This window comes from Streptomyces sp. (assembly GCF_035644915.1).
Taxonomy (GTDB): domain Bacteria; phylum Actinomycetota; class Actinomycetes; order Streptomycetales; family Streptomycetaceae; genus Streptomyces.
The window spans coordinates 36470-61870 of sequence record NZ_DASQNP010000071.1 but is presented as its reverse complement, the minus strand read 5'-3'; the positions used below and the strand labels follow the sequence as shown (position 1 = coordinate 61870).

Below are 25401 nucleotides of genomic sequence, written 5' to 3'. Positions count from 1 at the left end.
CGCCCCGGCGTACGGCGGCGTACGGACGGACGAACGGCGGCGGCCCGCGTCACCCTCCGGGGGTGCGCGGGCCGCCGCCTCGTCTCCGCCCGGTCAGCCCTCGTTGTACAGGTGCATGCCCGGGATGTGCAGCGTGCCGCCGAACTGACCGGCCTGACGCACCGTCACCTCGGTGAAGAACACCTCGGGCAGGTCCAGCGGCGGCGGCGAGGTGGGGCTGAAGGTGACCTCCAGGAGCCCGAAGAGCTTGCCCTTGAGTTCCTCGGTGTACATGGTCACCGTGCCGTCGCGGATGGTCGAGGTGCTGCCCGCGCGGGCCCGGACGTGCGCGGTCGTGCCCGCCGGCCCCTCCACGAGCTGGTGGAGGTCCTTGATGTCGACCTCGGAGGCGGTGAACTTCAGGACGTTCTTGACCGTGCCGTCGTGGGTGCGGACCTTGACGATGCCGTGGTAGTCGAGGCCGTGCAGCGCCAGCAGGCTGCTCTCCAGCCGCCACGGGGCGTTGGGCAGCACGGCCTCGGTCTGCTCCTCCTCGGCGTTCGCCAGCGCCTCGGCGTCGTAGGTGGGGCAGGGGAAGGGCAGCTTGCCGTCGGCGTCGGGTCCGGGGGTGGCGGTGGCCTCCCCGTCCTTCTCCTCCTCGGCCCCGGCGTCCTCCGCGTCCTCCTCCGGGTCCTCGCGGTCCCCGCCGGTGGTCTCCCGCGGCGCGTCCCCGGACCGCTCGGCGGTGTCCTCGGCGGCGTCCCCGGCCCTCTTTCCGGCCTTGCCGGCGGTCGGTGACGGGCTCGGCGACGCGGAGGGCGAGGCCGACGGGGAGGGAGAGGCGGACGGGGAAGCGGACGGGGACGTCCCGGGCTGCTTCCCCTCCCCGCCCGGGGCGAGGACGTCCTCAAGGGCGTCGCCCAGGCCCAGCGGGTCCAGGGGGTTCCTCTCCTCCTCGGTCTCCTCGCTCTCCTCCTTCTCCTCGGTTCCCGCGGCCCCGGACGGGCTCGGCCCGGGCTCCGGCGCGGTCGCGCCGGAGCCGGTCCGCTCCTGCCCGGCCCCGCCGGGCGCGGGCTCCGAGCCGGTGCCGGACGGGGCGCCGGAGGCGGGACCGGTGTCCGGCCGGGAACCCTCCGGCGCCGTGGCTCCGGGTGCCGGCGCGGCGGAGGTCTCCGGCGCGGGAGAGGCCTCCGGCTTCGGGGACCCGCTCGCCTTCTTCTCCGCGCCGTCCTCCCCGGCCTCCTTGTCGGGCACGGACACGCACGGCCCGTCCTTGAAGGGGTTCTTGGGCAGCGGTTTGGCACCGGCGAGCTGCGGGGTGAGGCCCATCCCCATCAGCACGGCGGACGGCATGGCCGCCAGGGCTATCGCCTTCCCCGCGGGAACGTGCAACCGGGTCAGCAGCGGCTTCTTCGGGGCCGCGTGTCGCGGCCCGGTTCTCGTGCGCCGGGACGTCCTGCCCTCGGCTCCGCCCTCCTGGCGCGCCTCGTCAGGTGTCACGGTGCCCCCCGGTCCTGCCCGCTCTCGCCCCCGGCGGGGGCCGGGCCGGGAACGGCCGGGGCCGGGCCGGGCGGGGAGTCCGCCGCCCCCTCGGAAGCGGACGGCTGGTCCTTGACCGGCACCCACGAGACGCCCATCGCGCCACCGACCAGGGCCAGCAGGAAGCCGACCACGAGGCCCCCGAAGTTGGAGACCACCAGGGAGACCAGGGCCAGCAGGATGGCGGCGACCCCGGCGAACACCCGGGAGTGCGGCTGGAACCACATGGTCAGGCCCAGCACGAACAGCAGCACGCCGATGATCAGCGATCCGGAACCCGTGGTCGTGGCCAGCCGGAAGGACAACTGATCCAGGCTGGGATCGGCGTACGGGATGTAGATGATCGGCACGCCACCCAGCAGCGTCAGCAGTCCCGCCCAGAAGGGGCGCTGCCAACGCCACATGCGGAACGACTGCCGCCAGTGGCTGATGCGTTCACGCGCTCCCGGCGACTCGGCACTCATCGAAAACAGCTCCCTCAGGGCCGAACTGTCCTACAGATCAATGACACTGCGGGGGAAGAGCGGGAGATCCGCAGCCGCGCGATCCCCCGCCTCCCGCCGTCCAGTGCGTCAGAAGCACTCGCTCTTGCCCCTGGCGACCTTCATCGAAAGGCCGGAGAGCTTGAAGGTGCCGGCGCTGGTGGCCCAGGACGTCTGCTTGACGTCGGTGAGCACGGCCTTGTCGGCCTCCTGGGCGAAGGAACCCGGCAGCACGGCGTCGCCGTCCTTGAGGCCGGGGCCCTTGGAGGTGTCGTTCGCGGAGACACCGATGTTGATGTTGGTGAACGTGGCATCGGCGTCGAGCTGGTCGAGGTCGATGTAGAGGTTCCTGGCCTCGACCACCTTGCCGCCGTTGCCGGCGTTGAGCTTCAGCGAGACGTCGCCGAAGAGCGGCACGGGCACGACGACGGACTGGCACAGCCCCCTCAACTCGGCGCTCCTGAACGCCGAGACGGCGACGGGGATCTTCTTGCCGCCGTGCTGGGTGTCGATCGAGCCGTACTGCACGAATCCTTCGCCGTCCAGCCGGTCAACAGAGACCTTCGCCTGCTGGCCGGAGATGCTGAACGACGCGGCGAGCACACCCTGTGCCACGGCGACGCCGACCGCTGCCGTAGCGGCAACGCTCGGGACCATGACAACGGCGAACCGCTTCCATCTGGTCCCGCCACGAGCCACAGACTCCATGACTTTCCTCCTTCTCGGACGTACATCTCCGGCCCGGGCCGGGACCCGGACGGGATGGGAGAAGTGCTACGTCCTCGGGAAGGAGAGCGCCGTCCCTCAGATCCGCGAAGACTCCAAGCGCCGGCGATCACCCCCGAGCGACAACCACGTGGCCACGCTCTCGCGCAACCTGCCGGACAGGCCCTGCCGGAACGGCAGGTACCCCCCTGCCCGCGGCCGGCGTCGGTGCCGCCGGCCGGCCCGGTGGGGATCCACCGCCCGCCGGTGTCCGGATGTGGTGGGCCGGACGGCGGACAATGGACCGAGCGTGGCCGATCGTGGTGCATGAGCGGCCAAGGCACAAGGGGTTCGTTACTTGCGGGTAACGGACAGATAACCCCGTATGCGCACAGCGCGACAGGACGGGCACGCAGGGTCGCCGGTTCCGGCGGGCGGCGACCGGATGAATCGGGATCCAGCGGGAGCAAAGCCCTCCGGTCCCTTACTGCGAGTAACAGCGACCGCGATTGCCAAGTTTTGGCAAAGTCGCGGTCGCTGTTGGTCGCTGTGTCAATACGTCGCGGACAGGGGGAACCAGCAGGTCAGAACAGCACCCGGGCGAGGGCACCCCGTGCCGCGACCACCCTCGGGTCCTCGTTGCCGACCACCTCGAACAGCTCCAGGAGATGCACGCGCGCGGTGTCCCGGTCCTCTCCGGCCGTGAGCCTGACCGTGTCCACCAGCCGCCCGAAGGCGTCCTCGACGTGCCCGCCCACCAGGTCCAGATCGGCCGCGCGCAACTGCGCCTGGACGTCGGTGGGGTTGTCGGCGGCCTCCTTGCGCACCTGCGCCGCGTCCAGCCCCTGCACGCGCTGGAGCAACTGGGCCTGCGCCAGCCCCAGCTTGGCCTCGGTGTTGGCCGGGTTGTCGGCCAGCACGTTCTGGTACGCCTGGATGGCGCCGCCCAGGTCCCCCGCGTCCAGCGCCGCGTGGGCGGCGGCCAGCGCCGGGTCCTCCGGTGTGCGGGGCGCGGTCTGCTCGGCCCCCTCACCGCCCTCCACGGACACGCCGGTGATGCCGAAGCGCTGCTCGGCGACCTGGATCAACTGGTCGAACACCTGGCGGACCTGCTGCTCGGGCGCGGCTCCCTGGAACAGCGGCAGCGCCTGGCCGGCCACCACCGCGAACACGGCGGGGATGCCCTGCACGCCGAACTGCTGGAAGAGCATCTGGTTGCGGTCGACGTCGATCTTGGCGAGCACGATGCGCCCGGCGTACTCCTGCGTCAGGCGCTCCAGCACCGGGCTGAGCTGCTTGCAGGGCTCGCACCACTCGGCCCAGAAGTCGATGACGACCGGGACCTGCGTGGAGCGCTGGAGCACCTCCTGCTCGAAGTCCGCCTCACCGACGTCGATCACCAGGGAGGACGGGGCCGGCGCGGCCCCGTCCTGCTGCCTGGCCGCCCGGGCCCGGGCCTCCTCCGCCTTCTGCCTGGCCTCCCCGGCCGCCTTCAGCGCGGCGAGGTCGACCACTCCGCTCATGGACATGTTGCGTGGCTGCATGAGACCAGTCTCCCCCGTTCCGGAACCGTTCCGTGCAGCATGTCGCGAGTCGGCGCCGGATCCCCACCCGGCACCCGTGGTTGTCGCTCGTGGCGGTCGCGCCGGCCCTCGTACGGCCACCGCTTTTTCGCTACGGTTCGTAGCGTAACTCACGGGCGTGGTTAGAGTCAGCCCCATGGCCGGATCTCCACGACGCACGGGCAGGCCGCGCAGCGCCGCGGCCGACCGCGCGATCCTCGACGCGACGCGCGCCGCGCTGGTCGAACTGGGGTGGGGCAGGCTGACGATGGAGAACGTGGCCCTGCGCGCGGGGGTGGCGAAGACCACGCTCTACCGCCGCTGGGCGAACAAGAACGAGCTGGTCGTGGACGCGGTGGCCGTCCTCTTCGACGAACTGGAACTGCCCGACCACGGCAGCCTGCGGGCCGATGTGGAGGGCGTCGTGCTGTCCTTCGCCGCGCTGCTGGAGCGGCCGGAGGCGAAGACGGCCCTGATGGCCGTGGTCGCCGAGGCCACCCGCGACGAGGCGCTGCGCGCCCGCATCCGCACGGCCATCGTGGACCGTCAGAAGCACCTGGTCGTCGAGGGCCGCCGCCGCGCCCAGGCCCGGGGCGAGCTGCCCCCCGACCCGCCCGGCTCCCGGGGCGCGGCCGAGGCGGACCGCGCGGTGGACCTGGTCTTCGACGTGATCGCGGGCGCGGTCGTCCACCGCTGCCTGGTCAGCACCGAGCGCGTCACCCCCGCCTGGGCCCGCTCCTTCACCACCCTGCTCCTGCACGGTCTGACGGCGGCGCCGCCCGGCCCGGACGGGCCGGACGGCGCCTGACCGGACGGGCCCGACCGCGGTGACCGGTCGGGCGCCGTCCGGCCGGGGCTCAGAAGCCGGCGGGTTCGGTGTAGACGCCCCACTCGTCGCGGAGCGCGTTGCAGATCTCGCCCAGCGTGGCCTCGGCCCGCACCGCCTCCAGCATGGGCTCGATCATGTTGGAGCCGTCCCGGGCGGCGGCGATCAGCCCGTCCAGGGTCGCGCGGACGCGCGCGTCGTCGCGCTGCGCCTTGCGCTCGGCCAGCACCCGCACCTGCTCGCGCTCGACCTCGTGGCTGACCCGCAGGATCTCCAGGTCGCCGGTGACCGAGCCGGTGTGGCAGTTGACGCCGACGACCTTCTTCTCGCCCTTCTCCAGCGCCTGCTGGTACCGGAAGGCGGCCTCGGCGATCTCGCCGGTGAACCAGCCGTCCTCGATGCCGCGCAGGATGCCCGAGGTCATCGGGCCGATGGGGTGGTTGCCGTCCGGCACCGCGCGGCGGCCCCGCTCCCTGATCTGGTCGAAGATCTTCTCGGCGTCCGCCTCGATCCGGTCGGTCAGCGCCTCGACGTACCACGAACCGCCCAGCGGGTCGGCCACGTTGGCCACGCCCGTCTCCTCCATCAGCACCTGCTGGGTGCGGAGCGCGATCTCCGCCGCCTGCTCGCTGGGCAGGGCGAGGGTCTCGTCCAGGGCGTTGGTGTGCAGGGAGTTGGTGCCGCCGAGCACCGCGGCCAGCGCCTCCACTGCGGTGCGCACCACGTTGTTGTACGGCTGCTGGGCGGTCAGCGAGACGCCCGCGGTCTGGGTGTGGAAGCGCAGCCACTGCGCCTTCTCGGTCCTGGCGCCGTAGACGTCCCGCATCCAGCGCGCCCAGATCCGCCGTGCCGCCCGGAACTTGGCGATCTCCTCGAAGAAGTCGATGTGCGCGTCGAAGAAGAACGACAGGCCCGGGGCGAAGACGTCCACGTCCAGGCCGCGCGAGAGCCCCAGCTCCACGTAGCCGAAGCCGTCGGCGAGGGTGTACGCCAGCTCCTGCGCGGCCGTGGCGCCGGCCTCGCGGATGTGGTAGCCGGAGACCGACAGCGGCTTGTACGCCGGGATGTTGTGCGCGCAGTACTCCATCAGGTCGCCGATCAGGCGCAGGTGCGGCTCCGGTTCGAAGAGCCACTCCTTCTGCGCGATGTACTCCTTGAAGATGTCCGTCTGGAGCGTGCCGTTGAGCACGGAGGTGTCCACGCCCTGGCGTTCGGCGGCCACCAGGTACATGCAGAACACCGGCACGGCCGGGCCGCTGATCGTCATCGAGGTGGTGACGTCGCCGAGCGGGATGTCGCGGAAGAGGACCTCCATGTCGGCGGCCGAGTCGATCGCGACGCCGCAGTGGCCGACCTCGCCCAGCGAGCGCGGGTCGTCGGAGTCGCGGCCCATCAGGGTCGGCATGTCGAAGGCGACGGACAGCCCGCCGCCGCCCGCCTTCAGGATCATCTTGTACCGCTCGTTCGTCTGCTCGGCGTTGCCGAAGCCGGCGAACTGGCGGATGGTCCACGTCCGGCCGCGGTAGCCGGTGGGGTACAGACCGCGGGTGAAGGGGTACTCACCGGGCCAGCCGATCCGCTCGAATCCCTCGACGGTGTCACCGGGGGCGGGGCCGTAGACCGGCTCGACGGGGTCACCGGAGAGCGTGGTGAAGTCCGCGTCCCGCTTGCGCGCGGCGTCGTACCGGGCCTGCCAGCGGCGGCGGCCCTCTGCGATGGCGTCAGCGTCCATGGAACAAATTTACTAGGACGTCCAAGTAATTGTCGATGGAAAGCCGCCCGGTGCGACGTGGCGCACACGGGCGGCCGAACGCCCCGCGGAGGGCCGGGAGCGGGAGGCAGAAGAAGGAGGGGAGGGGTGCGGAAGAGCGGGCGGGCGGGACGCTCAGGCGCTGGCCGGGGCGGTGCCGTCCGTGACCAGCGGCTCGACCTCGCGCGACAGCCTGCGCTCGACGAAGAAGGCGGCCGTCGGGATCGTGCCCGCGAGCAGCACCCACAGGAGCCTGGGGACCGGCAGCTTCGCCTTGTAGCCCAGGTCGAAGGCGAAGACCAGGTACAGCACGTAGAGCCAGCCGTGGGCGATGCCGACGACGCTGGTGAAGGTCTCGGCGCCGTCCACCTCCAGCAGGTACTTGCCGATCATGCCCAGGGTCAGCAGGATCAGGAGGACACCCGTGACGTAGGCCATCACCCGGTAGCGGGTCAGCACGCTCTTCTTCATGCCCACGAGCGTAGACGGCCCCTTCCGGGCGCCTCGCCTCACCCCTCGGTGAAGTCCCCGGCCGCCACGCGCAGCGGGCGCAGCAGCGCGAAGATCTCGCCGCACTCCTCGGCGTCGTACACCCCGAGCCCGAAGTCCATGGCCATCAGGTCGCGGGTGGCGGCCTCGCAGACCTCGCGGCCCTTGTCGGTGATGGAGGCGAGGGTGCCGCGGCCGTCGTTGGGGTTGGGACGCTTGGCGACCAGGCCGGCCTTCATCAGGCGGTCGACGGTGTTGGTCACGGAGGTCGGGTGGACCATCAGCCGCTCACCGATCTTCGACATCGGCAGCTCGCCCGCCTTGGAGAAGGTGAGCAGCACCAGCGCCTCGTAGCGGGCGAAGGTCAGGCCGTAGGGCCTGAGGACCGCGTCGACCTCGGCGAGCAGGATCTGCTGGGCGCGCATGATCGAGGTGATCGCGGCCATGGCGGGCACGGAGCCCCATCGCTGCTTCCACAGTTCGTCGGCGCGGGCGATCGGATCGAACGACAGGCTGAGCGGCTTCGGCACGTCTCCGACCTTATCCGCTGGTCACATCGTGGTCAGCACCGTCTCATCTCCCGGGCGGCGCCCGGGGTCCGCGGGCACGGGCGCCGCGGAGCGGGCGCCCGTGCGCGGGAGCGTGCGGCAGGCGCGTACGGCGAGGCGCGTACGGCGGCGGTCAGGCCAGGTAGCGCTCGACGGTCTCGACCTTGGAGGTCAGTCCGTCCGTGACGCCGGGGCGGATGTCGGCCTTGAGGACGAGCGAGACGCGCGGCGCCCGGGCCTCGACGGCGGCCACCGCCCGCCGTACGACCTCCATGCACTCCTCCCACTCGCCCTCGACGGAGGTGAACATCGCGTCCGTGCGGTTGGGCAGGCCGGACTCGCGGACCACGCGCACGGCCTCGGCGACGTACTCCCCCACGTCCTCGCCGACGCCGAGGGGGGTGACCGAGAAGGCGACGATCACGCGTCCACCGTCCCCGTCCGGGGCCGCTCGGCGGCCTGCTTGGCCTGCTCGGCGCGGGCACGGGCGGCGATCACGCTCGCCTCGGCCTCACGGCGCAGCCGCCTGTCGGCGTAGAAGCCACCGGCCGGGAGCACCGCGCACAGGAAGTAGAGCGCGGCGCGCCCCAGCGGCCACTTGGCGCGGTTCCAGGCGTCCAGCCAGAACAGGACGTAGAGCACGAAGAGGACGCCGTGGACGGCGCCCATCACCGGCACGGCGTTGAACTCGGTCGTCCGCTTGAGCACGGAGCACACCAGCAGCACCAGGAAGGAGACGGCCTCCGGGACGGAGATCAGCCGGAGGCGGCGCAGCGCTGAAGCAGTCTTGAGGTCCACGGGAGATCCTTTGTGAAGGGATGCACAAGCTCTGTCATTGTGACAGCCTCCCGTCGGCCGTCCGCGTCCGGGTAGATTCGCCCCGTGGCTCAGTTCCGACTCCAGAGCGGGAAGATGCTCGCCGTCGACCTGGCCGGCGACACGGTCAGGGCCAAGAACGGCTCGATGGTCGCCTACGACGGCCGGATGGCCTTCAAGAAGCTCTCCGGCGGCGGCGAGGGGCTGCGCGGCATGGTCACGCGCCGCCTCACCGGCGAGCAGATGGAACTCATGGAGGTGAAGGGACAGGGCACCTGCTACTTCGCCGACCGCGCCGGCGACATCAGCCTGGTGACGCTGAACGGCGAGAAGCTCCACGTGGAGGCGAGCAACCTGCTGTGCGTCGACGGCTCCCTGCGCACCGGGACCACCTTCACCGGGCTGCGCGGCGCCTCGCAGGGCAACGGGCTGTTCACCACCACCGTCGAGGGCACCGGCACCGCGGCGCTGACGTCGGACGGTCCGGCGGTGGTGCTGCGCGTCACCCCGCAGTTCCCGCTCCAGGTGGACCCCGGGGCGTACGTGGCGCACACCGGGAACCTCCAGCAGCACTTCCAGACGGGCGTGACCTTCCGGACCCTGGTGGGCGAGGGCTCGGGCGAGGCCTTCCAGATCCGCTTCGAGGGCGACGGCCTGGTCTACGTGCAGCCCAGTGAGCGCACCACGATCGGCGGTGCCCTGTGAGCGGCGCACGCGCGGCCACCAGGCCGCACACGACCACGACACCCGCACCTCCGCGCCGCGCGGGCGGAGAAGCTCACACGACCGACACCACGAGCGACGCACGCGCGGGCGGAGAAGCGAACGGAAGGGGCGTGGCCTAAATGCCGTTCCGGGAGATCAACCCCAAGATGGCCGAGGCCCGGGTGGTGCCCGGCCAACGGTTGTTCAGCCAGCGCGGCGCGATGATCGCGTACCGGGGCGAGGTCACCTTCACCCCCAACATGCAGGGCGGTCAGGGCGGCATCGGTTCGATGATCGGGCGGCGGCTGGCGGGCGAGGCGGCGCCGCTGATGACGGTCGAGGGCGACGGCACGGTGCTGTTCGGGCACGGCGGCCACCACGTGGAGGTCATCGAGCTGACCGGCGACACCCTCTACGTGGAGGCCGACCGGCTGCTCGCCTTCGACGGGACGCTGGAGCAGGGGACGATGTTCATGGGCGCCCAGGGCGGGATCATGGGCATGGTCCGCGGCCAGGTGACCGGGCAGGGCCTGTTCACCACGACGCTCAAGGGGCACGGCTCGGTGGCCGTGATGGCGCACGGCGGGGTCGTCCGGCTCCCGATCGCGCCGGGCCGCCCCGTCCACGTGGACCCGCAGGCGTACGTCGCCCACCACGGGAACGTGACGAACAAGCTCTCCACGGCGCTGGGCTGGCGGGACATGGTGGGCCGCGGCTCGGGCGAGGCGTTCCAACTGGAGCTGTCCGGCCAGGGGGCGGTGTTCGTCCAGGCGAGCGAGGAGAAGCTGTGAACGGTCCGGTCGTCCACGACCCCCACACGCTGCCGTCGAACGACAACGTCAACCCCTACACGTTCTGCGTGGACCTGCAGGGCCAGTGGTTCCTGCAGAAGGGGAAGATGATCGCCTACTACGGGCAGATCGGCTTCAACGGCATCGGCCACGGCCCCCTGGACCGGCTGGTCGCCGCCAGCTTCCACTCCCCGCTGCACGCCTCGGACTGGGTCGTCGCCGAGGGCCGGGGCAAGATGCTGCTCGCCGACCGGGCGTTCGACGTGAACTCCTACGACCTGGAGGACGGCAACCTCACCATCCGCTCGGGCAACCTGCTGGCCTTCGAGCCGAGCCTGTCGCTGAAGCAGTCGATCATCCCGGGCTTCGTCACCCTGCTCGGGACGGGGAAGTTCGTCGCGGCCTCCAACGGCCGGGTGCACTTCGTGGAGCCGCCGGTCCGGGTGGATCCGCAGGCGCTGGTCGGCTGGGCGGACTGCCCCTCGCCCTGCCACCACTACGACCACCAGTACATGCGGGGGGTCCTCGGTGGACTGCGGGCGATGACCGGACTCGGCGGCACCTCCGGCGAGGAGCACCAGTTCGACTTCACCGGGGCGGGCACGGTGCTGATCCAGTCCACCGAGGTGCTGATGGAGGAGCGGGACACCGGTGCGGCGCCGCCGCGGCAGCCCGGCGTCCCCGGCGGCGGGCACGGCGGCGGTGGCGGACACGGCGGCGGGCAGCTCCCGCAGCTTCCGGGGCAGTTCGGGAACATCCAGCGGCGCTTCGGACTGTGATCCTCCAGTTACCCGAGGTAAGAGGTTCTCGGGGGGAACGGCCCCATACCGCCGGGTAGAGTCCGCTCCATGGAGACCGACAAGGATCCCCGCTGGCTGAGCGAGGGGGAACAGCGCGCCTGGCGCGTCCATCTCGACGTCAACAGGCTTCTCATGCACCAGCTGGAGCGGGACCTCCAGCCGTTCGGACTGACCATCAACGACTACGAGATCCTGGTCAACCTCTCCGAGTCGGACGACCACCGGATGCGGATGAGCGACCTGGCCGCCGCCACCCTCCAGTCCAAGAGCCGTCTCTCCCACCAGATCACCCGCATGGAGAAGGCCGGCCTGGTGCGCCGTGAGAACTGCGAGTCCGACAAGCGCGGGCTGTTCGCGGTGCTCACCGAGCACGGCTGGAACACCATGCGCGAGGTCGCGCCGCACCACGTCGCCTCGGTGCGACGGCACTTCATCGACCTGCTCCCGCCGGAGGCGCTGAACGGGCTGCACGACGCGCTGACCCCGGTCGCCGAGCACCTGCGGTCACTGCGCGGGCGCGCCTGACGGCCGCGAACCCCGCGCGGCGCGGGGGCCGGTGGGGAATGATGGGGGGAACCCGCTCCACTGCCGTGACGGACGAGACGCGGTGGGTCCGGGCCGGACAGGGCCTTTTCCGGGGGAACGCGGCACCGGACGGGCGGGGGAGGCCGTCCGCCGCCGGGTCCGCGCGGAGAGGTGACCACCGATGAGCCGGCCTCCCGGCCCGCCCCCGCACGACGGCTTCGGTCCCCCGCAGTACCCGGGCGGTCCGCTCCCCCAGCAGTACCCGGGCACGCCTCCCCCGCCCCCGCCCGTACCGCCGCAGGCGCCGCCCCACGGCGGCCCGCCGGCGTACCCGGCGGGCGGGCAGCCGGGCTACGCGTACCCGCCGCAGCAGCCCCACCAGCCGTACGGGCAGCCGGGCCGTACGGCGCCTGGCCGCCCCCGGAGCCGCCGGGCGGCGCGGGTGCCGGTACTGCCGGTGCGAAGGGCAAGGTGGCCGCCGTCATCGGCGGCGCCGCGGTGCTGCTCGCGCTCATCGGCGGCGGGGTCCACCTCGCGGTCGGCGACGACGGGGGGAAGGAACCCGCCGCGGGCGGCGCGAGCCCCGGCCCGAGCGACACCTCCGCCTCCGATCCGGCCGGGGAGCCCACGGCGGAGCCCGAGCCCACGGACGACCCGCTCGACGAGTACGACGGCTCCGGCGAGTCCGGGGAGCCCGGGGACTCCGAGGCCCCGGCCGGACCGCCGCCGGCCGACGAGGACGACTTCCGGGGGCAGTGGCAGTCCGACGAGGGCGGCCAGACCCTGACCGTCGGCGCGACGGTCGACAGCGGGCAGATGAAGGGGCGGAACGCGGTCTCCTGGGTGGACCCCGGCGGCGACGGCCTGTGCATCGGCTTCGGCGAGAACCAGAGCCGCGGCTTCCGGGTGGCCGTCAAGTGCGGACAGGGCGACGACGAGGAGTACCTGGGCGGTACCGCCACCAAGTCCTCCGGCGGCGAGAGCGTCAGCCTGAGGTGGGACGAGGGCGGCACGGACACCCTGGACTGGATCGGCTAGGAGGCCCCGGAGCGGACACCCTCAGCCGTCGGCGGCGGGCAGCCGCAGCGTGAACAGGGCGCCGCCCTCGGGGGCCCGGCCGACGGCGAGGGTGCCGCCGTGCCGGACCGCCACGTCGCGGGCGATGGCCAGGCCCAGTCCGGCGCCGCCGTCGTCCCGGCTGCGCGCGTCGTCGAGCCGTACGAACCGCTCGAAGATCCTCTCCCGCTCCGCCTCCGGCACTCCCGCCCCGTCGTCGGCGACCTCCAGCACCGCCCAGCCGTCCCTGCGGCCCACGCTCACCCGGATGCGGGACGCCGCGTGGCGCTGGGCGTTGTCCAGGAGGTTGCCGAGCACCCGGGCGAGCTGGCCGCGCGAGCCCGTCACCTCCACCGGGGAGCCCCGCTCCGCCCCGTCCCCGTCCTCGTCCCCGTCCTCCTCCAGGGTCACGGCGATCCGGTCCCCCGTGCGCTGCGCCAGCTCCTCGCGCGCCAGCGCGTCCAGCGCCACCCGGGTCCGCCCCGGCCGCTCCCCGGCGTCCAGCCGGGCCAGCAGCAGCAGGTCGGCGGCGAGGGCCTGCAGCCGTACGGTGTCGTGGACCGCGCCGTCCAGGTCGAGCAGCCCGGGGTGGGCCGCGGCCACCTCGAGCTGGGTGCGCAGGGAGGCGATCGGGCTGCGCAGCTCGTGCGAGGCGTCGGCGACGAAGCGGCGCTGCCGCTCGACGGACGCCTCCAGCGCGGCCAGGGTCTCGTTGGTGGTCCGGGCCAGCCGGGCGACCTCGTCCCCGGAAGGCGGCTCGGGCACGCGCCGGGACAGGTCGGCGCTGGCCGTGATGGCAGCCATCTCCCGCCGTATGCCCTCCACCGGCCGCAGCGCGCTCCGGGTGACCAGCCAGGTGACGCCCCCGACCACGGCGAGCAGCACGGGCAGCCCGGCGAGCATGGAGCGGGTGACGGTGGAGACCGCCTGCTCCTGCTCGGTGAGGGAGGCGCCGGCGTAGACGGTGACGGGGACGCGGTCGCGGGTGACGCTCTGCACGGCGACCAGGCGGAAGTCCTGCCGTCCGGCCGCCCGGGACCGGTCACCGGTCACCTCGCCGTCGTCGTCGACGGGCAGGGCGACGGTCTCGGCGACGCTGTCGCGGTCCACCTCGACGGGGTCGTCGGCGGGCGAGGGGGTGGGGTCGCCGTCCCGGTCACCGTCGTCGCCGTCGTGCCCGCCGTCGTCGTCATCGTCGTCGTCCCGGCCGTCGCGGTCCTTGGGGGAGGGCGTGCCGGCGGCCGGCCGGGACTCCGGCTCCTGCGGCCGGTTGAAGCCGGCCACGGGGCCGCGTCCGCGCAGCGGGCGGCTGGCCCCGAGCACCGTCCCGGAGCCGTCCACGACCTGCACCGGTTCGTCGTCCTCCAGCCCGTCCACGCCGTCCACCCCGTCCGCCCGCACGTCGGTGACTTCGGCGGCGACCTGGCGGGCGGTGGTCTCGGCGTGCAGCCGGGCGTTCTCGGCGAGGCTGCCGCGCAGCACCGCGACCACGGCGAACCCGGCCGCCACCAGGGCCACCGCCACCACGAGCGTGGCGCCGAGCGCGGCGCGGGTGCGGACGGTGAGCCGGGCCAGGGGAGAGCTACGCACCGGGCCTCACCAGCCGGTATCCGGCGCCGCGCACCGTGGCGATCACGTCCGCGCCCAGCTTGCGGCGCAGCGCGCTGACGTAGACCTCGACGATGTTGACGTCGCCCTCGTAGGCGAAGTCCCAGACGTGGTCGAGGACCTCCGCCTTGGAGACCACCTCCCCGGCCCGCACGGCCAGGTACTCCAGCACGGCGAACTCCTTCGCGGTCAGCGCGACGTCCCGCCCGTCCAGCGTCGCCCTCCGTGCCCCGGGGTCCACGGTCAGCCCGCCCACCCGCACCACGGACGCCCCGCCGCGGGTGCGGCGGCGCAGCAGCGCCCGGACGCGGGCGAGCAGCACCACGTAGGAGAACGGCTTGGTCAGGTAGTCGTCGGCCCCGGTGTCGAGCCCCTCGGCCTCGTCGTACTCGCCGTCCTTGGCGGTCAGCATCAGGATCGGCGTCTCGTCGCCCGCGGCGCGCAGGGCGGAGCAGATCCGGTAGCCGTTGACGCCCGGCAGCATGATGTCGAGGACGATCAGGTCGTACGGCCCCTCGGTCGCCCGGTGCAGTCCCTCGGTCCCGTCGTGGACCACGTCCACGGCGAAGCCCTCGGCCGTCAGTCCCCTGGCCAGTGACAGGGCGAGCCGCTTCTCGTCCTCCACGATCAGCACGCGCATGGGGCCAGCCTGCCAAAAGCCGCCTGAAGAGATCTTCAGGCGGCTTCAGGAAGGCTTCAGCCGTGTCCTGCGACGGTGGTCCCCGTCAGCTCGCGAACCCCGCTCGGGAGGAGAACGCCATGAACCACAAGCTGGTCGTCGCCGCCGTCGCCACCGCCGTCCTGGCCGCCGGAGGAAGCACCATCGCCCTCGCGGACGACGACGCCCCGTCCGGCACCCCGGCGGCGGCCCTGCGGGCGGGCACCGGCGCCGACGACCGGGACGACCGGAACGACCGGGACGACCGGGACGGTCGCGACGACGACCGCCGGGAGCTGCGCGGCGCGAAGGTGACGCTCCAGAAGGCCGTGGACGCCGCGCTGAAGGCCGTGCCGGGGACCGCGGAGTCCGCCGAGCTGGACGACGACGGCGGCCGGGCGGTCTGGGACGTCGACGTCCTGGGCGACGACGGCAAGTGGCACGAGGTCAGGGTGGACGCGGTCAGCGCCGCCGTCCTGGACCGGAACGCGGACCGGGACGGCGACACGGACGACCGGAGCGGTCAGGACGACCGCGACGACAGGGACGACCGCGGGGATGCGGACGGCGGGAACGACCGGGACGACCGCGACGGCGACGCGGACGACCGCCGCGGCGACGACTGACGGCCGCCCTCCCGCGCCGGGTTCACTCCCCGGTCAGCCCCGCGACCAGCTCGTCGGCCGCCGTGTACGGGTCGAGCTCCCCCGCCGTGATCCGCTCGGCCAGCGCGCCCAGCCGCCGGTCGCCGTGCAGGTCGCCGATCCGCTCGCGCAGCGCGGTCACCGCGATGGTCTCCACCTCGCGGGCCGCGCGCGCCCGGCGGCGCTCGGCGAGCACTCCGCGCTCCTGCATCCAGGCGTGGTGCTTCTCCAGCGCCTCGACGACCTCGTCGACGCCCTCGCCGCGCGAGGCGACGGTCTTGACGATCGGCGGGCGCCAGTCGCCCGGCTTGCGGGCCTCCCCGAGGCCGAGCATGTGGTTGAGCTCGCGGGCCGTGGCGTCGGCACCGTCCCGGTCGGCCTTGTTGACCACGTACACGTCGCCGATCTCCAGGATTCCGGCCTTCGCGGCCTGGATGCCGTCGCCCATGCCGGGGGCGAGGAGGACGACGGAGGTGTCGGCCTGCGAGGCGATCTCGACCTCGGACTGGCCGACGCCGACCGTCTCCACCAGGATCACGTCGCAGCCCGCCGCGTCCAGGACGCGGATGGCCTGCGGGGCGGCCCAGGCCAGCCCGCCCAGGTGGCCGCGGGTGGCCATGGAGCGGATGTAGACGCCGGGGTCGGAGGCGTGCTCGGACATCCGCACCCGGTCGCCCAGCAGCGCCCCGCCGGAGAACGGCGAGGAGGGGTCCACGGCCAGCACGCCGACCCGTTTGCCGGCCTTCCGGTACGCGGTCACCAGCGCCGAGGTGGAGGTGGACTTCCCCACTCCCGGCGAGCCGGTCAGGCCGACGACGTACGCGTTGCCGGTCAGCGGCGCCAGGGCCGCCATCACCTCGCGCAGTTGCGGGGAGGCCCCCTCAACCAGCGAGATCAGCCGGGCCACGGCCCGGGGTTTGCCCTGCCGTGCCTGCTCCACCAGTCCGGGGACGTCCACCGCCATGCGTGCTGCGCTCCTCGCTCCTCGGCCGTCCGTCGGCCGTCTCTGTCCGGCCGTCTCTGTCGTACCACCGGTGCCGTACCGCCGGTCGCACGGGCCCGGACGCGTACGTCCGGGCCCGTGCCCGGGCCGTCACTTCCGCGGCACCCGCAGGATCAGGGCGTCGCCCTGGCCGCCGCCGCCGCACAGCGCCGCCGCGCCCACGCCGCCGCCCCGGCGCTTGAGCTCCAGGGCGAGGTGGAGCACGATCCGCGCGCCGGACATCCCGATCGGGTGACCCAGCGCGATGGCGCCACCGTTGACGTTCACCTTTTCGTGGTCAACGCCGAGGTCCTTCATCGACTGCACCGCGACGGCCGCGAACGCCTCGTTGATCTCGATGAGGTCGAGGTCGCCGACGTCCAGGCCCTCCTTCTTCAGCGCGTGCCGGATGGCGTTGGACGGCTGCGACTGCAGGGAGTTGTCCGGGCCCGCCACGTTGCCGTGGGCGCCGATCTCGGCGATCCACTCCAGGCCCAGCTCCTCGGCCTTGGCCCGGCTCATCACGACCACCGCGGCGGCGCCGTCGGAGATCTGCGAGGACGAGCCGGCGGTGATGGTGCCGTCCTTGGCGAAGGCCGGACGCAGCTTGGCCAGGGACTCCGCCGTCGTCTCGGGCCGGATGCCCTCGTCCTTGGTGAACAGGACCGCCTCGCCCTTGCGCTGCGGGATCTCCACCGGGGTGATCTCGGCGTCGAACAGGCCGTTCTTCTGCGCGGCGGCGGCCCGCTGGTGGGACAGCGCCGCGATCTCGTCCTGCTCGGCGCGGCCGATGCCCAGCCGGGTGTTGTGCTTCTCGGTGGACTCGCCCATGGCGATGCCCTCGAAGGAGTCGGTGAGCCCGTCGTGCGCCATGGCGTCCAGCATCTGCACCGCGCCGTACTTGAAGCCCTCGCGGGACTTGGGCAGCAGGTGCGGGGCGTTGGTCATGGACTCCTGGCCGCCCGCGACGATCACGTCGAACTCGCCGGCGCGGATGAGCTGGTCGGCCAGCGCGATGGCGTCCAGCCCGGACAGGCAGACCTTGTTGATCGTGAGCGCCGGGACGTTCATGGGGATGCCGGCCTTCACGGCCGCCTGCCGCGCCGGGATCTGCCCCGCCCCGGCCTGGAGCACCTGCCCCATGATCACGTACTGGACCTGGTCGCCGCCGATGCCCGCGCGGTCCAGGGCGGCCTTGATGGCGATGCCGCCGAGGTCGGCGCCGGAGAAGGACTTCAGCGAGCCCATCAGGCGGCCCATGGGCGTACGGGCACCCGCGACGATCACGGAGGTGGTGGACGCGGAGTTCGTCGTTTCGGTCACGGTGCGGCCCCTTCGGAGCAGGGAAGTTAACGAGGGTTATCGCCAATGTAGTGAGGGGTGCGGCCCCGGGTCACCGGTCGGTCGGTGTGACCGTGCGCACGTTGCGTAACCACACCGCCAGGAGGTGCACTGTCTCCATGCTGACGCGCATCGACCACATCGGGATCGCCTGCTTCGATCTCGACAAGACTGTCGAGTTCTACCGTGCCACGTACGGCTTCGAGGTGTTCCACACCGAGGTGAACGAGGAACAGGGGGTGCGCGAGGCCATGCTGCGGATCAACGGCACGGACGACGGCGGCGCGTCCTACCTCCAGCTCCTCGAACCCATCCGGGACGACTCCCCCGTCGCCAAGTGGCTGGCCAAGAACGGCGAGGGGGTGCACCACATCGCCTTCGGCACCGCCGACGTGGACGGCGACTCCGAGGCGATCCGCGCCAAGGGCGTCCGCGTGCTGTACGACGAGCCGCGCACCGGTTCGATGGGGTCGCGGATCACCTTCCTGCACCCCAAGGACTGCCACGGCGTGCTCACGGAACTGGTCACCTCCGCTCCCTCGCACCACTGACGTCCGCTTCCCCGGCCGGTAGAGTGGCCGTTCGGCCGGGGCTGCGGGCTGGCTGGGGTCCGTCCCAAGTCCCGCCGATGATCTGACACCATTTCTTCCGAAGGGTCAGTTCACCTTCACCACGACCAGGGGACGGATGGGACCGCGCAGTGCGGGGTTACGACCGCTACGAGGCTGACGACCACCTATCCCGGCTCGAAGCCGAGATGAAGCGGCTGAAGGACGAGCGGGACAAGGCGGTCGACCACGCCGACGACCTCGGCTACCAGGTCGAAGTGCTGCGCGCCAAGCTGCACGAGGCGCGCCGCGCTCTCGCCGCGCGCCCGGCCGGTTACGACAACCTGTCGCACCAGGCCGAGCAGCTTCTGCGCAACGCCCAGATCCAGGCCGAACAGTTGCGCGCCGACGCCGAGCGCGAACTGCGCGAGGCCCGCGCCCAGACCCAGAGACTCCTCCAGGAGCACGCCGAGCGGCAGGCCCGGATGGAGGCCGAGCTGCACGCCGAGGCGGTCGCCCGGCGCCAGCGCCTGGACGAGGAGCTCAACGAGCGCCGCGCCACCGTCGAGTCCCACGTCAACGAGAACGTGGCCTGGGCCGAGCAGCTCCGCGCCCGCAGCGAGGCGCAGGCCCGCCGGCTGATGGACGAGGCGCGGGCCGAGGCCGAGCAGACCCTGGCCGCCGCCCGCGCCGAGGCGCAGCGGCTGACCGAGCAGTCCCGGCAGCGGCTGGCCGCGGAGGCCGAGGCCGCCCGCGCCGAGGCCGAGGCCCTGCTGCGCCGGGCCCGCACGGACGCCGAGCGGCTGCTGAACGCGGCCTCCGCCCAGGCGCAGGAGGCCACCGAGCACGCCGAGCGGCTCCGCACGTCCACCGCCACCGAGTCCGAGGCCGCCCGCCGCGAGGCCACCGCCCTGGTGCGCCAGGCCGAGCAGCGGATGCAGGAGGCCGAGACGGCGCTGCGCGAGTCCCGCGCCGAGGCCGACAAGGTCCTCGCCGAGGCCCGGGAGGCCGCCGCCAAGCGGCTGGCCGACGCCGAGGCGGAGAACGAGCAGCGCACCCGGGTCGCCAAGGCCGAGATCGCCCGCATGGTCGCCGAGGCCACCAAGGACGCGGAGGCCGCCAAGGCCGAGGCCGAGCAGGTGCGGGCCGACGCCCGCGCCGAGGCCGAGCGGTTGATCGCCGAGGCCCGGGAGACCGCCCGGGCCAAGTCGGCCGAGGAGTCGGCCGCCCAGCTCGCCGAGGCCGCCCGTACGGCCGAGGAGGTGCTCACCAAGGCGTCCGAGGAGGCCAAGGCCACCACCAAGGCGGCCGCCGAGGAGGCCGAGCGGCTGCGCGCGGAGGCCGAGGCGGAGGCCGACCGGCTGCGGGCCGAGGCGCACGACGTCGCCGAGCAGCTCAAGGGCGCCGCCAAGAACGACACCAAGGAGTACCGCGCCAAGACCGTCGAGCTCCAGGAGGAGGCGCGGCGGCTGCGCGGCGAGGCCGAGCAGTTGCGCGCCGAGGCCGTGGAGGAGGGCGAGCGGATCCGCGGCGAGGCCCGCCGTGAGGCCGTTCAGCAGATCGAGGAGGCGGCCAGCCGCGCCGAGGAGCTGCTCAGCCAGGCCAAGGCGGACGCCGAGGAGACCCGCAACGCCGCCACCGCCGAGAGCGAGCGGGTCCGCACCGAGGCGATCGAGCGTGCCGCCACCCTGCGCCGCCAGGCCGAGGAGGCGCTGGAGCGGGCCCGCGCCGAGGCCGAGGAGCTGCGCACCGCGGCCGAGCAGCAGGCCGAACGCACCCGGGAGGAGGCCGAGCGGGCCGGGCAGCGGCTGCGCGAGGAGACCGAGGAGGCCGTCCGCGCCCGCCGTGCCGAGGCCGAGGCGGAGCTGGAGCGGCTGCGCGCCGAGGCGGAGCAGCGGCTGGCCGCGGCCGAGGAGCGGCTCCGCGAGGCCAGGGCCGAGGCCGAGCGGCTGCGCGAGGAGGCCATCACCGAGACCGAGCGGCTGCGCGCCGAGTCGGCGGAGCGGCTGCGCGCCCTGCGGCAGCAGGCCGAGGAGGAGGCCGAGCGGCTCCGCACCGAGGCCGTCTCGGACGCCTCGCGGGCCCGCGCCGAGGGCGAGGCCGTGGCCGTACGGCTGCGCACCGAGGCCGCGACCGAGGCCGAGCGGCTCCGCACCGAGGCCCAGGAGACGGCCGACCGGGTGCGGGCGGAGGCCAACGCGGCGGCCGAGCGGACGGGCGCGGAGGCCGCCGAGGCGCTGGCCGCCGCCCAGGAGGAGGCCGCGCGGCGGCGCCGCGAGGCCGAGGAACTGCTCGCCGCCGCCCGCGAGGAGGCCGGCCGCGAGCGCGCCCAGGCCCGGGAGCAGAGCGAGGACCTGCTCGCCGCGGCGCGCAAGCGCGTCGAGGAGGCGCAGGCCGAGGCCGAGCGCCTGGTCGTCGAGGCCGAGCGGCGGGCGGCCGAACTGGTCGCGGCCGCCGAGCAGCAGGCGCAGCAGGTGCGCGACGCGGTCGCGGGGATGCACGAGCAGGCCGAGGAGGAGATCGCCGGCCTGCGGTCCGCGGCCGAGCACGCCGCGGCCACCCTGCGCCGGGAGGCCCAGGAGGAGACGGACGCCGCCAAGTCGCTGGCGGAGCGCACCGTTTCGGAGGCGATCGCCGAGGCGGAGCGGGTGCGGGCCACGGCCGAGGAGGAGGCCGAGCGGACGCGTGCCGAGGCCGATCGCGTCCGGGACGAGGCCCGCGAGGCGGCGGCGCGCCGGCTGGGCGACGCGGCCGAGCAGGCCGACCAGCTCATCGCCAAGGCCCAGGAGGAGGCCGTCCGCACCGCGGCGGCGGCCGAGGAGCAGGCGGACGCCATGGTCGGCGCCGCCCGCAAGGAGGCCGAGCGGCTGGTCGCCGAGGCGCGGGCGGAGAGCACCACGCTGGTGGAGAAGTCCCGCAAGGACTCCGACGTCATGCTGGAGGAGGCCCGCCGCGACGCCAACGCCATACGGGAGCGCGCCGAGGAGCTGCGGACCCGGACCGAGGCCGAGGTCGAGGAGCTGCACGAGCGTGCGCGCCGGGAGGCGGCCGAGGCGATGCGGTCCGCCGGCGAGCGCGTGGACAAGCTCGTGAAGGCGGCCAGCGACCAGTTGGCCGAGGCTCAGGAGAAGGCCCGCCAGACGATGGCGGACGCCGACGCCGAGGCGAGCAAGGTCCGCATCGCGGCGGTGAAGAAGGCGGAGGGCCTGCTCAAGGAGGCCGAGCAGAAGAAGGCCGCGATCATCAAGGAGGCCGAACGCGTACGCGCCGAGGCGGAGGCCGAGGCGAAGCGGACCCTGGAGCAGGGCAGGCGCGAACTCGACGTGCTGGCCCGCCGTCGCGAGGACATCAACGCCGAGATCTCCCGCGTCCAGGACGTCCTGGAGGCGCTGGAGTCGTTCGAGGCTCCCGCCGCGAGCAGCAGGAACGGAAAGGACGGCAAGAACGGAAAGAATTCTGACGGGGGATCAAAGAGCGCTGTCAAAGCAGGCGTTGGAGCAGGATCGGCACATGCGAACAGCAAGCAGAGCAAGAGTTGAGCCACTCGAACGGGCGTACATTGTGCATATCAAACCGGCATCTTCTCGATGACACGCCGCTTTCCCCCCTAGGATTCCCTGTATCACTCTCCCGTCCGACCCCGTCTGACTCGACAGGAACCCCATGAGCGACACTTCCTCTCCCTTCGGCTTCGAGCTCGTGCGGCGTGGCTACGACCGCGGGCAGGTGGACGACCGCATCGCGAAGCTCGTCGCCGACCGTGACAGCGCGCTGGCCCGCATCGCGTCTCTGGAGAAGCGCATCGAGGAACTGCACCTCGAGACGCAGAACGCCCAGGCCCAGATCAACGACTCCGAGCCGTCGTACGCCGGTCTGGGTGCCCGGGTCGAGAAGATCCTCCGGCTCGCCGAGGAGGAGGCCAAGGACCTGCGCGAGGAGGCCCGCCGGGCCGCCGAGCAGCACCGCGAACTGGCCGAGTCCGCCGCCCAGCAGGTCCGCAACGACGCCGAGGCCTACGCCGCCGAGCGCAAGGCGAAGGCGGAGGAGGAGGGTGCCCGGATCGTCGAGAAGGCCAAGTCCGACGCCGCGACGCTGCGGGCCGAGGCGCAGAAGGACGCCCAGGCCAAGCGCGAGGAGGCCGACGCCCTCTTCGAGGACACCCGGGCCAAGGCAGCGCAGGCCGCCGCCGACTTCGAGACCAACCTGGCCAAGCGGCGCGAGCAGTCCGAGCGCGACCTGGCCTCCCGTCAGGCCAAGGCCGAGAAGCGGCTGGCGGAGATCGAGCACCGCGCCGAGCAGCTCCGCCTGGAGGCCGAGAAGCTGCGCACCGACGCCGAGCGCCGCGCCCGCCAGACGGTGGAGACCGCCCAGCGCCAGGCCGAGGACATCGTGGCCGACGCCAACGCCAAGGCCGACCGCATCCGCAGCGAGTCCGAGCGCGAGCTGGCGGCCCTCACCAACCGCCGCGACAGCATCAACGCCCAGCTCACCAACGTCCGCGAGATGCTGGCCACGCTCACCGGCGCGGCCGTCGCGGCGAGCGGGCAGTCGAGCAGCGACAGCGACGATGAGTCGCTGGGCCGCGGCGTCCCCGCGCAGCAGTCGCGCTGACGCGGCGCCGCCCACGGCGGTACGCCGGACCGTCCGCGAACGGTGAGGCCGACGCCCCGTGCCACCTCCAAGTGGCACGGGGCGTCGGCGTCCTGCCGCCCGGACCGACCGCCGGGAACCGAACGCGCCCCGATACGCTCCTAGTTCCATTGGGGGGCGGTGCGCCCCGGACCTCTAGGGACAGCAGGGGCGGAAGAACATGATCGAAGCAGTCGGCCTGACGAAGCGCTACGGCGCCAAGACGGCCGTGTACAACCTCTCCTTCCAGGTGCGGCCGGGGGTCGTCACCGGTTTCCTGGGGCCGAACGGTTCCGGGAAGTCCACCACCATGCGGATGATCCTGGGGCTGGACACGCCCAGCGCCGGGCACGTCACCGTCAACGGCCGCCCGTACCGCCAACTGCCCAACGCGCCGCGGCAGGTGGGGGCCCTGCTGGACGCCAAGGCGATCCACGGCGGACGCAGCGCGTACCACCACCTGCTGTGCCTGGCCCAGTTGTCCGGCATCCCCGCGCGGCGCGTGGACGAGGTGCTGGGGGTCGTCGGCCTGCAGGACGTGGCCAAGAAGCGCTCCAAGGGCTTCTCGCTCGGCATGGGCCAGCGGCTGGGCATCGCGGCGGCGCTGCTCGGCGATCCGCAGGTGCTGCTGTTCGACGAGCCGGTCAACGGCCTGGACCCGGAGGGCATCCTCTGGATCCGCAACCTGATGAGGAAGCTCGCCTCCGAGGGCCGCACCGTCTTCGTCTCCAGCCACCTGATGAGCGAGATGGCCCTGACGGCCGACCACCTGATCGTGATCGGTCGCGGCCAGTTGCTCGCGGACATGTCCGTGAAGGACTTCATCGCGCACAACTCGGCGGACTTCGCGCGGGTCCGCACTCCCGACGACGAGCCGGAGCAGCGCGACAAGCTGTCCGCCGCCCTCGCCGAGGCGGGCGGCCACGTCCAGCCGGAACCGGACGGCGCGCTGCGGGTGACCGGGCTGCCGCTGCCGCGGATCAGCGACCTGGCGCACGCCGCGGACGTACGGCTGTGGGAACTCTCCCCGCACTCGGCCTCCCTGGAGGAGGCGTACATGCGCATGACCCAGGGCGCGGTGGACTACCGCTCCACCGAGGACCAGCGGGCCGGGCTGCTGGCGCAGCCTCCCGCCGGGTACGCGGCGCCCCCGCCCGGGATGGTCCCCGGTGCCTGGCCGCCGCCGCAGGGCGCCGTCCCGGCGGCGGGGTACGCCCCGCCGGTGCCGGGCGCGTTCCCCGGCCAGGTGCCGGGGCACGCGCCGGGCCCGTTCCCCGGCCAGGTGAACCCGTACGCGGTGCCCCCGGTCTCCCCGCAGCCCCCCGCCGCACAGCCTCCGCAGGCACCTCCCCAGCCTCCCCAGCAGCCCGCGGCGGCGCCCGCGCCCGCCGCCGCGCCGGAAGGCGCCGCCGCTCCCGCCGACCTGACCAAGCGCGACAGCGAGGACGCCCGATGACCACTCCTCAGCAGAGCCACGCCGCACCCCCCGTGCCGCCGGGAGCGCCCCTGGCCGGCCCGCGGGCCGGCGGCCCCGGGTACGCCTCGCCGATCCCCGTGGTGCGCACCCACCTCGGGCACGCCATCGCCTCGGAGTGGACCAAGATCCGCTCGGTGCGGTCGACGATGTGGACGCTCGGCATCATGTTCGTCCTCGTCGTCGGCGTCGGACTCCTCACCGCCCTGGCCATCGGCAGCGAGGAGCACGCCGGGGCGCCGGTGCTCGCGGGCGGCTTCTTCGGGCTGATGCTCGGTCAACTGTGCGTCATCACGCTCGGGGTGCTGGTGATCACCTCCGAGTACAGCACCGGCATGATCCGCACCACCCTCACCGCCTGCCCGCAGCGCGCCCGGGTGCTCACCGCCAAGGCCGTCGTCTTCTTCCTGCTGTCCTTCGTGATGACGCTGGTCGCCTGCACGCTGACCGCGCTCGTCCACGCGGCGGCGGTCGAGGGCAAGCCCCTGTCGCAGTACACCGATCCGCAGATGTTCAACGAGGAGACCCTCGCCGCCGGCGAGGCCGTCGCCTCCACCGGCGAGTGGCTGGGGGCCACGGTCGGCGCCGCGCTGTACGTGGCGCTGCTCGGGCTGCTGTCGCTGGCGGTCGGCACGCTGCTGCGCAGCACTCCGGGGGCGATCACCACCATGCTCGGGCTGGTGCTGCTGCCCTTCATCGTCTCGCTGTTCCTCTTCGGCGAGAGCGTGCGGGAGTTCGGCGAGAAGCTGCGCGAGTACTCGGTGCTCAACGGGCTGTCGTCGCTGTTCCGCCTGTCGATGGAGGGCGACGCGAGCGACACCGGCTGGCCGCTGCTCGGACTGCTGGCGGCCGTCACCCTGGCCGCGCTGATCGGCGCGTACGCCCGCATCTCCACCCGCGACGTCTGACGTCCGGCGCCCCGGGGCGTCCGCGAGGACCCCGGG

At 73.2% G+C, this 25401-nt stretch carries 25 protein-coding genes; 12 read left to right on the top strand and 13 right to left on the bottom strand.

Annotation, left to right across the window (positions count from 1 at the left end; translation table 11 throughout):
- Nucleotides 1-93: 93 nt before the first annotated feature.
- From VE546_RS08130 to VE546_RS08115, 4 genes are all read right to left on the bottom strand, one after another.
- Entirely contained in the window at nt 94-1479 is a 1386-nt protein-coding gene (locus tag VE546_RS08130; protein ID WP_324920123.1) for a hydrogenase expression protein HypF, read from the bottom strand.
- Nucleotides 1476-1982 carry a DUF6114 domain-containing protein gene (locus VE546_RS08125; RefSeq protein WP_324920121.1) on the bottom strand — a complete coding sequence of 169 codons (507 nt, stop codon included), beginning with the start codon at nt 1980-1982 and terminating at the stop codon, nt 1476-1478. Before VE546_RS08125 ends, VE546_RS08130 begins: the two co-directional genes overlap by 4 nt.
- A 108-nt stretch (nt 1983-2090) precedes the next feature.
- Complete coding sequence (locus tag VE546_RS08120) at nt 2091-2708, bottom strand: DUF6230 family protein (protein WP_324920119.1); 618 nt, start codon at nt 2706-2708, stop codon at nt 2091-2093.
- Between the two features lie 581 nt (nt 2709-3289).
- Nucleotides 3290-4249, bottom strand: coding sequence for a tetratricopeptide repeat protein (locus VE546_RS08115; protein WP_324920117.1), 960 nt, complete (start codon nt 4247-4249; stop codon nt 3290-3292).
- A gap of 175 nt (nt 4250-4424) precedes the next feature.
- On the opposite strand from VE546_RS08115, the gene VE546_RS08110 reads away from it, so the two are divergent.
- Complete coding sequence (locus VE546_RS08110; RefSeq protein WP_324920115.1) at nt 4425-5075, top strand: TetR/AcrR family transcriptional regulator; 651 nt, start codon at nt 4425-4427, stop codon at nt 5073-5075.
- Between the two features lie 49 nt (nt 5076-5124).
- Here VE546_RS08110 and VE546_RS08105 read toward each other — a convergent pair whose 3' ends face one another.
- The 5 genes from VE546_RS08105 to VE546_RS08085 all read right to left on the bottom strand — a co-directional run bounded on the left by VE546_RS08105 (nt 5125) and on the right by VE546_RS08085 (nt 8678).
- Entirely contained in the window at nt 5125-6825 is a 1701-nt protein-coding gene (locus VE546_RS08105; RefSeq protein ID WP_324920113.1) for a methylmalonyl-CoA mutase family protein, read from the bottom strand.
- A 153-nt stretch (nt 6826-6978) separates the two neighbouring features.
- Nucleotides 6979-7314, bottom strand: coding sequence for a DUF3817 domain-containing protein (locus VE546_RS08100; protein WP_324920110.1), 336 nt, complete (start codon nt 7312-7314; stop codon nt 6979-6981).
- A gap of 38 nt (nt 7315-7352) precedes the next feature.
- Entirely contained in the window at nt 7353-7862 is a 510-nt protein-coding gene (locus VE546_RS08095) for a MarR family transcriptional regulator (protein WP_324920108.1), read from the bottom strand.
- A 151-nt stretch (nt 7863-8013) separates the two neighbouring features.
- Nucleotides 8014-8304, bottom strand: coding sequence for an MTH1187 family thiamine-binding protein (locus tag VE546_RS08090; protein ID WP_324920106.1), 291 nt, complete (start codon nt 8302-8304; stop codon nt 8014-8016).
- On the bottom strand, nt 8301-8678 hold the full coding sequence (locus VE546_RS08085; protein WP_324920104.1) for a DUF3817 domain-containing protein: 378 nt from the start codon (nt 8676-8678) through the stop codon (nt 8301-8303). The genes VE546_RS08090 and VE546_RS08085 overlap by 4 nt, the downstream gene beginning before the upstream one ends.
- 114 nt (nt 8679-8792) lie before the next feature.
- Here VE546_RS08085 and VE546_RS08080 point away from each other — a divergent pair, with 114 nt between their 5' ends.
- The 5 genes from VE546_RS08080 to VE546_RS08060 all read left to right on the top strand — a co-directional run bounded on the left by VE546_RS08080 (nt 8793) and on the right by VE546_RS08060 (nt 12555).
- A complete protein-coding gene (locus VE546_RS08080; protein WP_324920244.1) occupies nt 8793-9401 on the top strand; it encodes an AIM24 family protein in 609 nt (202 codons plus the stop codon).
- Between the two features lie 140 nt (nt 9402-9541).
- Entirely contained in the window at nt 9542-10192 is a 651-nt protein-coding gene (locus tag VE546_RS08075) for an AIM24 family protein (protein WP_324920102.1), read from the top strand.
- Nucleotides 10189-10971 carry an AIM24 family protein gene (locus VE546_RS08070; protein ID WP_324920100.1) on the top strand — a complete coding sequence of 261 codons (783 nt, stop codon included), beginning with the start codon at nt 10189-10191 and terminating at the stop codon, nt 10969-10971. Before VE546_RS08075 ends, VE546_RS08070 begins: the two co-directional genes overlap by 4 nt.
- Nucleotides 10972-11040: 69 nt before the next feature.
- Entirely contained in the window at nt 11041-11517 is a 477-nt protein-coding gene (locus VE546_RS08065) for a MarR family winged helix-turn-helix transcriptional regulator (RefSeq protein WP_324920098.1), read from the top strand.
- Between the two features lie 471 nt (nt 11518-11988).
- On the top strand, nt 11989-12555 hold the full coding sequence (locus VE546_RS08060) for a hypothetical protein (RefSeq protein ID WP_324920096.1): 567 nt from the start codon (nt 11989-11991) through the stop codon (nt 12553-12555).
- 21 nt (nt 12556-12576) lie between these two features.
- Here VE546_RS08060 and VE546_RS08055 read toward each other — a convergent pair whose 3' ends face one another.
- Together VE546_RS08055 and VE546_RS08050 are read right to left on the bottom strand one after the other, a co-directional pair.
- Nucleotides 12577-14163 carry a HAMP domain-containing sensor histidine kinase gene (locus VE546_RS08055; protein ID WP_324920094.1) on the bottom strand — a complete coding sequence of 529 codons (1587 nt, stop codon included), beginning with the start codon at nt 14161-14163 and terminating at the stop codon, nt 12577-12579.
- Complete coding sequence (locus VE546_RS08050) at nt 14156-14821, bottom strand: response regulator transcription factor (protein ID WP_324920092.1); 666 nt, start codon at nt 14819-14821, stop codon at nt 14156-14158. The genes VE546_RS08055 and VE546_RS08050 overlap by 8 nt, the downstream gene beginning before the upstream one ends.
- 119 nt (nt 14822-14940) lie before the next feature.
- Between VE546_RS08050 and VE546_RS08045 the strand changes: the two genes are divergently transcribed.
- Nucleotides 14941-15465, top strand: coding sequence for a PepSY domain-containing protein (locus tag VE546_RS08045; protein ID WP_324920090.1), 525 nt, complete (start codon nt 14941-14943; stop codon nt 15463-15465).
- 22 nt (nt 15466-15487) lie between these two features.
- Here the strand turns inward: VE546_RS08045 and meaB are convergent, their stop codons facing one another.
- The gene (gene meaB / locus VE546_RS08040; RefSeq protein ID WP_324920088.1) at nt 15488-16447 is read right to left on the bottom strand and encodes a methylmalonyl Co-A mutase-associated GTPase MeaB; all 960 of its coding nucleotides are present in this window, start codon (nt 16445-16447) and stop codon (nt 15488-15490) included.
- Nucleotides 16448-16576: 129 nt separating this feature from the next.
- A complete protein-coding gene (locus tag VE546_RS08035) occupies nt 16577-17788 on the bottom strand; it encodes an acetyl-CoA C-acetyltransferase (protein ID WP_324920086.1) in 1212 nt (403 codons plus the stop codon).
- Nucleotides 17789-17925: 137 nt separating this feature from the next.
- Between VE546_RS08035 and mce the strand changes: the two genes are divergently transcribed.
- The 5 genes from mce (at nt 17926) to VE546_RS08010 (ending at nt 25365) form a co-directional block, all read left to right on the top strand.
- The gene (gene mce, locus VE546_RS08030) at nt 17926-18357 is read left to right on the top strand and encodes a methylmalonyl-CoA epimerase (RefSeq protein ID WP_324920084.1); all 432 of its coding nucleotides are present in this window, start codon (nt 17926-17928) and stop codon (nt 18355-18357) included.
- Nucleotides 18358-18506: 149 nt separating this feature from the next.
- Nucleotides 18507-21893 carry a polarized growth protein Scy gene (gene scy / locus VE546_RS08025; RefSeq protein WP_324920082.1) on the top strand — a complete coding sequence of 1129 codons (3387 nt, stop codon included), beginning with the start codon at nt 18507-18509 and terminating at the stop codon, nt 21891-21893.
- 124 nt (nt 21894-22017) lie between these two features.
- A complete protein-coding gene (locus tag VE546_RS08020; protein ID WP_324920080.1) occupies nt 22018-22965 on the top strand; it encodes a cellulose-binding protein in 948 nt (315 codons plus the stop codon).
- Nucleotides 22966-23164: 199 nt separating this feature from the next.
- Entirely contained in the window at nt 23165-24439 is a 1275-nt protein-coding gene (locus tag VE546_RS08015) for an ABC transporter ATP-binding protein (protein ID WP_324920079.1), read from the top strand.
- Nucleotides 24436-25365 carry an ABC transporter permease gene (locus VE546_RS08010; protein WP_324920077.1) on the top strand — a complete coding sequence of 310 codons (930 nt, stop codon included), beginning with the start codon at nt 24436-24438 and terminating at the stop codon, nt 25363-25365. Before VE546_RS08015 ends, VE546_RS08010 begins: the two co-directional genes overlap by 4 nt.
- Nucleotides 25366-25401 lie beyond the last annotated feature (36 nt).